This window comes from Actinotalea sp. C106, from assembly GCF_023630195.1.
GTDB lineage: Bacteria > Actinomycetota > Actinomycetes > Actinomycetales > Cellulomonadaceae > Actinotalea.
In genome coordinates this window covers 1-8626 of record NZ_JALPKN010000133.1, presented here as the reverse complement: position 1 = coordinate 8626, position 8626 = coordinate 1, and the positions used below count along the sequence as shown (strand labels likewise).

The window sequence follows — 8626 nt, the reverse complement described above, 5'->3', positions numbered from 1 at the left end:
CGCTCCCAGGGCGAGGGCGAGCGAGACCGCGCTGGCGTCGCGGAACGCGAGCTCGGCGTGCGTCACGGCGGCGGCGTAGTCCGCCAGGCCGGCGCGAAGCATGTGCTCGTGGAACAGCCGTGGCCCGACGGCGGACGCCACGAGCCAGGCCGTCAGGGCGCCGACGAGCATCACCACACCGAGGGCGATGAGCAGGCGCCCGGCCAGGCCCCACTGCCTCGGCCCGCGGCGGGTCACGCCCCGGTCCCGACGCGGTACCCGACGCCGCGTACGGTGCGGACGAACCGTTGGCGCTCGGCGCTGTCGCCCAGCTTCTGACGGACGTGGAGCACGTGGACGTCGACGAGGTGCTCGTCCCCCACCCAGTTCGCCCCCCAGACCTCCTCGATGAGCGCCCGGCGGCTGAACACCCGGCCGGGTCGGGAGGCGAGGACCGCCAGGACGTCGAACTCCGTCCGGGTCAGGGGCACGAGGCGACCGTCGAGGTGGACCTCCCGTGCGTCGAGGTCCAGGCCGAGCGGCCCGACCTCCACGACGGGGCGCTCCGCGACGGCGGACGGCGGGGTGGCCGGACGTCGTGGCCGGCGCAGGAGCACGCCGACGCGGGCCATGAGCTCGCGGGGGCTGAAGGGCTTGGTGACGTAGTCGTCGGCACCGACCGACAGCCCGATCAGGGTGTCGACCTCCTCCGCACGGGCCGTCAGCATGATCACGTAGCAGTCGGAGAAGGTCCGCAGCTGACGGCAGACCTCCACGCCGTCCAGGCCGGGCAGGCCCAGGTCGAGCACGACGAGGTCAGGGTCCACCTCGCGCAGCACCTCGACGGCCGCGGCACCGTCGTGGACGACGTGGACACGGAACCCGTCGCGCTCGAGGTACCCGGCGACCAGCTGGGCCAGGGCCTGCTCGTCGTCGACGACGACCGCACGCCGGGTGGGCGCCGAGGTCGTCCGGGGGGAGGTCACCTCCCCATTGTGGCGGTGAGGCGTCGACGCGCCGCCGTCTTCATCAAACCTTGATCCGGACGTGAGCGGGGCTTCAGCAGCGGTCGCCGATGCTGGACGTGCCCCGACCGAACCCCGCAGGAGTCGCCATGCCGACCGCAGCACCCACCGACCCCCCGGTCGTCACCGTCGTGCACGCCCCCGCGTGCCACTTCTGCCACGACGCCGAGGAGGCGCTCGTCGCCCTGGCCCAGGAGCACCCGCTCGTGGTCCGCAGCGTCGGCATCGACACCGACGAAGGGCGCGCACTGGTCGCCGCGCACCGCCCGGCGATGAACCCCCTGGTGCTCCTCGACGGCCAGTACTTCTCCTCGGGGCGCCTGCCGCGCAAGAAGCTCGCCAAGGCTCTCCGCGCCCTGCCGCTCGTCCAGGTGGGTGCGTGACGTGGGTAGTGAGCTGCTGACCACGGGGAGCATCCTCGCGGCCTTCTTCGCCGGCGGGGTCGCCCTCTTCGCGCCCTGCTGCATCGTCTTCCTGGCGCCGTCCTACCTGGCTGGTGCCGTCAAGAACGCCCGGTGGCGTCTACTGCCGCTGACCTTCGTCTTCGCCGCCGGCCTGGCTGTCGTGCTGGTGCCGATCACCCTCGGCATGGGCCTCATCGCCGGTGCCATCGCGCAGTACCACGCACCTCTGTACTGGGCCGGCGGGCTGCTGATGATCGCCCTGGCGGCCCTCGCCCTCTCCGGTCGGATGTGGTCCCTGCCGTCGTTCCTGCGCGCGCCCGACACCGCCAGGGGGGACACCGCGAGCTTCTTCTCCCTCGGCGTGTTCTCGGGCGTCGCCTCCTCGTGCTGCGCACCAGTCCTCGCCGGGGTGATGACCTTGTCGGTGCTGTCCGGGTCGGCGGTCGGTGGTCTGGCCCTGGGACTGGCCTACGTGTTCGGGATGGTGTTCCCGCTCTTCGTCATGGCCCTGGTGTGGGACCGCGCCCGCCTGGGCGACCGGAAGCTGCTCCAGGCCAAGGTGGTACGGCTGCGCGTGGCCGGACGCACCCTGGTGACGAACACCCTCAACATCGCCGTCGCCGTCGGGTTCGCGGTCATGGGGGTCTTCGTCATCACCCTCGCCGGGAGCTCCGACATGACCGGCGGGTCGGCGATCCAGGACAGCGCCAGCCGTGCCCTGACCACCGCCTTCGGGCGCCTCCAGGAGCTGCTGTCGCCGATCCCGGAGCCCGTCCAGGGCCTGATGCTGCTGGCGTTGGCCGCCGTCTTCGTGTGGGCGACCTTGGCCGACCGCCGGTCGCGTCGCCGCCCCCCCGAGCGTCCTGCCCCGACCTGCCACACCGACCCGACCCCGGAAGAAGTGACTCGATGACATCCGGAACCGCCACCCGCCGCCTCGCTCGCCGCCAGGAGGCCCTGGAGGAGGTGCGCGCCGCCCAGGACCAGCAGGCTCGTCGCCGCCGACGGTTCAGCGGCGCCGCGTGGGGGGCAGCCTCGTTGATCATCGCGGTCCTGATCGCGGTGGCGCTCATCACCTCCCGGCCCACCACCTCGACCGACGTGCGCGTCGCCCCGGACTTCACCCTGCCGGCCTCGGACGGCTCCAGCGTCTCCCTGGCCGACTACCGCGGCGAACCCGTGGTCCTGTACTTCAACGAGGGCGCCGGCTGCGACTCGTGCCTGCTGCAGATGGCGGAGATCGAGAAGGACCCCGTGTTCGCCGAGTCGGGCATCCCTGTCCTGCCGATCGTGATGAACTCTGCCGAGCAGATCAACACCGACCGCGAGCGCCTCGGGGTCACCGCTCCCTTCCTGCTCGACGACGGCACCGTCTCGGCCGCGTACGACACACTCGGCAAGGGGATGCACGAGGGACTTCCCGGGCACGGCTTCGTGCTCGTCGACGCCGACGGCAACCAGCTCTGGCACGGGAACTACCCGTCGATGTGGCTGGCCCCCGAGGACCTTCTCGCGGAGGTCACCACCCGGCTCTGAGCACCCTTCCGGTGCGATCCACCTCTGTCTCCGTGGGTCACGCCACCCGCACGCCCGCCCCTCCTGGAAGGACCCCCGATGACGCACCCCACCCGCCGTCGAATCACCATCACGCTGACCGCCCTGACCACGACCGTCCTCCTGACAGCCTGCTCCGGGGGCGCAGACCCGGCAGCGGAGGACACCGGGAGCGTTGCGACCGAGCGGTCCGCCGCGGAGGAGGTCGACGAGGACGGCGCGCACAACGACGCGGACACGCAGTTCGCGCAGATGATGATCGTCCACCACGAGGGCGCGATCGAGATGGCCGATCTCGTGGTGGAGCGCGGCGGCACCGAGGAGGTCCGCGCCCTCGGGGAGCGGATCGCCGCCGCCCAGGGACCCGAGATCGACCTCATGTCCGGCTGGCTGGCCGCCTGGGGTGAGGACATGCCGGGTGAGGCGCAGCACGGCGCGATGGACCACGCCGGCATGGACATGGAGGGAATGGATCAGGGCGAGGCCATGACGGAGCTCGAGGGGCTTGAGGGCATGGAGCTCGACCGCCGCTTCCTCGAGCTGATGATCGCCCACCACCGCGGCGCCATCGAGATGGCCGAGACACACCTGGCCGACGGTGAGAACCCGGACGCACGGGAGCTGGCCGGCAAGGTCATCGACGACCAGGCCCGGGAGATCACCGAGATGCGAGGCCTGCTCGACGACCTCTGACCCGCCGGGCGCGCGGTGAGGCCTCGAGAGGGTCGCGGAACGTGGCCCGGGAAGAAATCTTGATCCGGGTGCATCCAGGCGCGCCCCCCGCGCCGTAGTAGGTGTGTCAAGCAGTTCCCGTGCCCCTCGGGGCAGGAAACAGGAGGACCACCATGCGCACCCGTCTCATCTCTGCCGGCACCGCCGGCGCTGCCGGCCTCGCCCTGGCGATGGCCGCAGCAGCGCCCGCCACCGCCGCGACCGACGACATGGCCATGCTGTCCGTGCTCCACGGCGTGCCCGACCTCACGGTCGACGTGTACGTGGACGGCGAGCTGACCCTCGACGACTTCGAGCCCGGCGACCTGGCTGGCCCCCTCGAGCTGCCCGCCGGCACCTACAGCGTCGCCATCACGGCCTCCGACGCCGCGGACGACTCCGAGCCGGCCATCGGCCCCATCGACCTGCCCCTCGAGGCCGGCATGAACTACACCGCGGCCGCGCACCTCACGGCCGAGGGCGAGCCGACCGCGTCGCTCTTCACCAACGACATCTCGGCCACCGAGGCCGGTGAGGGCCGCCTGACCGTGCGTCACGCGGCTGCCGCCCCCGCCGTGGACATCCTCGCCGGTGAGGACGCGGTGATCACCAACCTGTCGAACCCTGACGAGGAGGTCCTGAACCTTCCCGCCGGGACCGTCCCGGCCGCCGTGGCCGCGACCGGCACCACCGAGCCCGTGATCGGCCCGGCCGACGTCGACGTCGCCGAGGGCGTCAACACGATCGTCTACGCGTGGGGCAGCCTCGAGGACGACAACCTGGACCTCGCCGTCCAGACCATCGAGGGCCTGCACTCCTCGCCGTCGGGCGTCCCGTCGGGTGAGCTGGGCCTCGCGGCCGAGTCCTCGACCGCTCCGTGGCTGATCGGTGGCGCGCTCCTGCTCGCCGCCGGTGGTGCCACCCTCGTCGTGCGCCGTCAGCAGATGGCTTCCGCCAACCGCTGACCCCCAGCACGACCCGCTGACCCCGGGTCGGCCGGCATCCGACACGACGAGCCCTGGATGCCGGCCGGCCCGGTTGCACGCCCCCAGCAGGACGACCCACCAGCCCCCCTGCAGCACGACCCCCCAGCAACTCCCCTCCCCCACCACAGCTTCGGAGCCGACCATGTCGAGGAGCACCCCCCACCACGGACGAGCGGCAGCGGCCCTCCTCTCCGCGACGGTGCTCGTCCTCGTCGGCTGCAGCTCCACCCCCGAGCCGACCGTCGAGGCCCCCGCCCCGGTGAGCTCCCCGACCGCGGAGCCCGAGGCCCCGGCGGCCCCGCTCCCCGACGTCCCGGTGCAGTCCACCGACCTCGAGGCCGTGGCCGCCTCGACCACCGTCGCACCGGCGAGCCTGGCCATCCCCGCCCTGGACATCTCCCTGCCGATCGACCCGGTGGGGGTCGAGGAGGACGGGCAGATGGAGATCCCCCCGCTGGCCGAGCGCGCCGGGTGGTACCGGTACGGGGCGTCCCCCGGGGAGGAGGACGGCACCGCCGTGGTCGCGGCCCACGTCGACTCGGCCGCCTCGGCGGGCGTGGGCCCGTTCGCGAAGCTGATGGACGTCGAGGAGGGCGACACGGTCGAGGTGACCCTGGCGGACGGCGCCACGGTCGAGTACTCGGTCACCGACGTGACGGTCCTGGCCAAGCCTCAGGTCACCTGGCCCGAGGTCTTCGTGCGGGACGGCGAGCACCGACTGGTGCTGGTCACCTGTGGCGGTACGTTTGTGCGCGAGGCCGGCAGCTACACCGATAACGTGATCGTCACCGCGGTGCCTGTCGGTGCATGATGAGCGTGCTCACCGCGGCCCCGGCCGCGGGGCTCCGAGCCAGACCACGACCGTCGACGACGACCGAGCCGAGGAGGATCGTCCTGAGCGCCTCTCCCCCGACCGTGCCGCTCGACGTCCGTGAGGCGTGGACCGATGCGGACCTCGGCCAGGCCTTCGCGCAGGGCGAGGAGTCAGCGCTCGCCGAGGCGTTCCGGCGCTGGTCGGCCTTCGTCCACACGTTGGCCTTCCGGGCGCTGCGCGACTCGACCGACGCCGAGGACGTGACCCAGCAGGTGTTCGTCGCCGCGTGGCGCGGGCGGACCGGCTTCGACCCCGGGCGCTCGCCCCTCCCGGCGTGGCTCACGGGCATCACCCGCAATGCGATCGCCGACGTGCACCAGCGCCGGGCCCGGGACCGACGCAACGAGCTCGCGGTCGCCACGACCACGGGGCCCGAACCGGAGTCGGAGATGGCCTCGGTCGCCGATCGGGTGACTGTCGCGGACGAGCTGGCTCGCCTGGGTGAACCGCAACGGACCATCCTGTCCCTGGCCTTCTACGACGACTTGACGCACGACCAGATCTCATCCCGGCTCGACCTGCCCCTGGGCACCGTTAAGAGCCACATCAGACGTAGTCTCACGCGACTGCGCGACCGATTGGAGGTGGAGCATGGAGCACGTCGACCCTGAGGTCCTGGCACTGGCCGCCCTCGGCGAGCCCGTCGACGACGCGACCCGCGCCCACCTCGAGGCGTGCGCCTCCTGCGCCGCCGAGGTCGCCGAGCTCGCCTCCGTCGTCACGACCGCGCGCACCGTCACCCCCGAGGATGCGCCCGTCCCGGCCCCCGCCGGCGTGTGGGGCCGGATCCACGCAGAGCTGGACCTGAGCCCGGGGCTCGCCCCCGACGGCGAGACGGCGCCCGTCGCGCCGGTCGCTTCCGTCCCGGTCGCTCCCGAGGACAGCACGACGACGGCCTCCGGCTCGGCGCCGGCTCCGCCCTCGACCACCCCTGAGGACGACTCCCCCAGCAACGTCGTGCCCCTGCGGCGCCGTCGGGCCCCGTGGGTCATGGCTGCCGCCGCGGCCGGCGTCGTGGTCGGTGGCGTGGGCGGGGCCGTGTGGGGAGGTGGCCTGCTCGACTCCGAGGTCCCCGCCCCCGTGGTCGCCGAGGCTGCGCTCGACCCGTTGCCCGGCTGGGACGCCACCGGCGCGGCCCAGGTCCACGAGGCAGACGACGGCACCCGCCAGATCGTCGTGTCCCTCGACACCTCCGACGACGCCGACGGCTACCGCGAGGTCTGGCTCATCGACCGCGAGGTCACCCGACTCGTCAGCCTCGGCGTGCTCGAGGGCTCCGAGGGGACGTTCACGGTGCCCTCCGGCCTGGACCTGGACGACTTCGCGGTCGTCGACGTGTCCGCCGAGCCCTACGACGGCGACCCGAATCACTCCGGGGACAGCATCATCCGGGGCATCCTGGACGTGTGACCGTAGACGCCGCCCCTCCGGTGATCAGGCCCGCCGGGCCAGCTGATCGAGACGACTGGGGCGAGCTCTTCCGGGAGTACGCGGCGGGCGGCGACATCACGTTGCGCGACGAGAAGCTCGACGTGGTGTGGTCGTGGGTGCTGGACGGCGAGGCCCAGACGCGCTGCCTGCTCGCCCACTCGGGGGGCCGTCCCAGGGGCTTCGTCCACTACCGGCGCTTCGAGCGGCCCATCACCGCGAGCGCAGGCCTGTGGATCGACGACCTGTACGTGGCACCCGCCACGCGGGGGCAGGGCCTGGCGGGGGCGTTGATCGACGCCGTGCGCGCCGAGGCCCGCCGCGACGGGCACGACGTCGTGCGCTGGACGACACGGGAGACGAACGAGGACGCCCAGCGGCTCTACGACCGGGTCGCCGTTCGTGCGCCGGTGATCGTCTACAGCACGACACCGTAGGAAGGCGGTCATGGCTACACGGAGCTCCCACCCTGACCTGACCTACCCGGAGGTGGGCGGCTCCTTGAGGGAGCACCTGCCGGACGGCTACCGGCACCTGCGGTACCGGGTGCGCGTCGGGTCCGGGCACGAGACCTTCACGCGGTACGCGGACGCGGTCCTGACCTGGGAGCTGCACCGCCGTGCCGGGCTCACCGTGGCGACCTCCGCCCGCACAGCCGTGACGGGTGCGGACGTCGAGGTCGGCCTGCCTCTGGGCCCGGTGCTGGTCCGGGCGCCCAACCGAGTGGTGGCCGTCGTCGACGAGGAGAGCCGGCGGGGCTTCGCCTACGGCTCGCGCGCCGGTCACCCGGAGGCCGGCGAGGAGTCCTTCATCGTCCGCCTCGACCTCGACGGGGGCGTCTGGTTGCACGTCGTGGGCTTCTCGCGCCCCGCCCGCTGGTACGCGCGCCTGGCCGCCCCGGTGACCAGGGCCGTGCAGGACGTCGTCACCCGGCGCTACCTCGCGGTGCGGCTGGACTGACCGGAGGGGTCAGCTCGCCGGCGTGAGCCTGCGGAGGAGGTCACGCAAGGACGCCTCGTCGTCCTGGATGCGGGGCTCAGCCCCGCTGAGGATCAGCTGGACGACGCCGTGCACGAGGGCGAAGGCGGCCAGCGCATCGGTCCGCCGCGCCTCGGTGGACGGGCCGAGGCAGCGCTCGAGGTGGTGCCACGCGTCGCGGCGGGCGCGCTCGAGGGGTTCGTGCGTGCGGTCGAGGAGCTCCGTCTGCCACATGACCCCGTACAGGCCGGGGTGGCCGACACCCCAGCGCACGTAGGCCACACCCGCGTCGTAGAGGTCGTCGCCGGCGTCGGACAGCACCGCAGCCAGGCCCTCGAACCCTTGGCGGGCCAGCTCGGTCAGCAGGCCCGTCCGGGTGCCGAAGTGGTGGATCGGGGCTGCGTGGGACACACCCGCCCTGCGGGCGAGGTCACGCAGGCTGAGTGCGTGGACGCCTGAGCTCTCGAGCGTCTCTGCTGCCAGCCCGAGGAGCTCGGCGCGCAACGAACCGTGGTGGTACGTCTCCATCTTGTCAGTGTAACTTGTCACCGACAAGATTTACCCAGCGTCTCTAGCGAGGTCCCCGTGACACTCCTCATCCCCCTCGTCATCGCCACGCTCGGCACCCGCGCGGGCGCCCACCTGGCGGTGCGCCGCGGCGCCGGGCGCGCCCAGGCGTGGGACTCG

At 72.7% G+C, this 8626-nt stretch carries 12 protein-coding genes and 1 pseudogene; 10 read left to right on the top strand and 3 right to left on the bottom strand.

Annotation, left to right across the window (positions count from 1 at the left end):
* Together L0B03_RS10300 and L0B03_RS10295 are read right to left on the bottom strand one after the other, a co-directional pair.
* Positions 1–237, bottom strand: a pseudogene (locus tag L0B03_RS10300) (two-component sensor histidine kinase); the annotation flags it as partial.
* On the bottom strand, positions 234–965 hold the full coding sequence (locus L0B03_RS10295) for a response regulator transcription factor (protein ID WP_250445709.1): 732 nt from the start codon (positions 963–965) through the stop codon (positions 234–236). The gene L0B03_RS10295 and the pseudogene L0B03_RS10300, both read right to left, overlap by 4 nt.
* A gap of 128 nt (positions 966–1093) precedes the next feature.
* Between L0B03_RS10295 and L0B03_RS10290 the strand changes: the two genes are divergently transcribed.
* From L0B03_RS10290 to L0B03_RS10245, 10 genes are all read left to right on the top strand, one after another.
* Positions 1094–1387 (top strand): glutaredoxin family protein, encoded by a 294-nt coding sequence (locus tag L0B03_RS10290; RefSeq protein ID WP_250445708.1) that lies wholly within the window; start codon positions 1094–1096, stop codon positions 1385–1387.
* Between the two features lies 1 nt (position 1388).
* Positions 1389–2321, top strand: a complete 933-nt coding sequence (locus L0B03_RS10285) for a cytochrome c biogenesis CcdA family protein (protein ID WP_250445707.1) — start codon at positions 1389–1391, stop codon at positions 2319–2321.
* Positions 2318–2944, top strand: a complete 627-nt coding sequence (locus L0B03_RS10280; protein WP_250445706.1) for a peroxiredoxin — start codon at positions 2318–2320, stop codon at positions 2942–2944. Before L0B03_RS10285 ends, L0B03_RS10280 begins: the two co-directional genes overlap by 4 nt.
* A 78-nt stretch (positions 2945–3022) precedes the next feature.
* Positions 3023–3655 carry a DUF305 domain-containing protein gene (locus tag L0B03_RS10275; RefSeq protein ID WP_250445705.1) on the top strand — a complete coding sequence of 211 codons (633 nt, stop codon included), beginning with the start codon at positions 3023–3025 and terminating at the stop codon, positions 3653–3655.
* 152 nt (positions 3656–3807) lie between these two features.
* Entirely contained in the window at positions 3808–4638 is an 831-nt protein-coding gene (locus L0B03_RS10270; protein WP_250445704.1) for a DUF4397 domain-containing protein, read from the top strand.
* Positions 4639–4801: 163 nt separating this feature from the next.
* Positions 4802–5470 (top strand): class F sortase, encoded by a 669-nt coding sequence (locus L0B03_RS10265; protein WP_250445703.1) that lies wholly within the window; start codon positions 4802–4804, stop codon positions 5468–5470.
* Positions 5470–6144 (top strand): RNA polymerase sigma factor, encoded by a 675-nt coding sequence (locus L0B03_RS10260; RefSeq protein WP_250445702.1) that lies wholly within the window; start codon positions 5470–5472, stop codon positions 6142–6144. Before L0B03_RS10265 ends, L0B03_RS10260 begins: the two co-directional genes overlap by 1 nt.
* Positions 6125–6943, top strand: coding sequence for an anti-sigma factor domain-containing protein (locus L0B03_RS10255; RefSeq protein WP_250445701.1), 819 nt, complete (start codon positions 6125–6127; stop codon positions 6941–6943). The genes L0B03_RS10260 and L0B03_RS10255 overlap by 20 nt, the downstream gene beginning before the upstream one ends.
* Positions 6940–7398, top strand: a complete 459-nt coding sequence (locus L0B03_RS10250) for a GNAT family N-acetyltransferase (RefSeq protein ID WP_250445700.1) — start codon at positions 6940–6942, stop codon at positions 7396–7398. Before L0B03_RS10255 ends, L0B03_RS10250 begins: the two co-directional genes overlap by 4 nt.
* Before the next feature lie 10 nt (positions 7399–7408).
* Positions 7409–7921, top strand: a complete 513-nt coding sequence (locus tag L0B03_RS10245; RefSeq protein ID WP_250445699.1) for a DUF1990 family protein — start codon at positions 7409–7411, stop codon at positions 7919–7921.
* Between the two features lie 9 nt (positions 7922–7930).
* On the opposite strand, the gene L0B03_RS10240 is transcribed toward L0B03_RS10245, so the two are convergent.
* A complete protein-coding gene (locus L0B03_RS10240) occupies positions 7931–8467 on the bottom strand; it encodes a TetR/AcrR family transcriptional regulator (protein ID WP_250445698.1) in 537 nt (178 codons plus the stop codon).
* Positions 8468–8626: the final 159 nt, after the last annotated feature.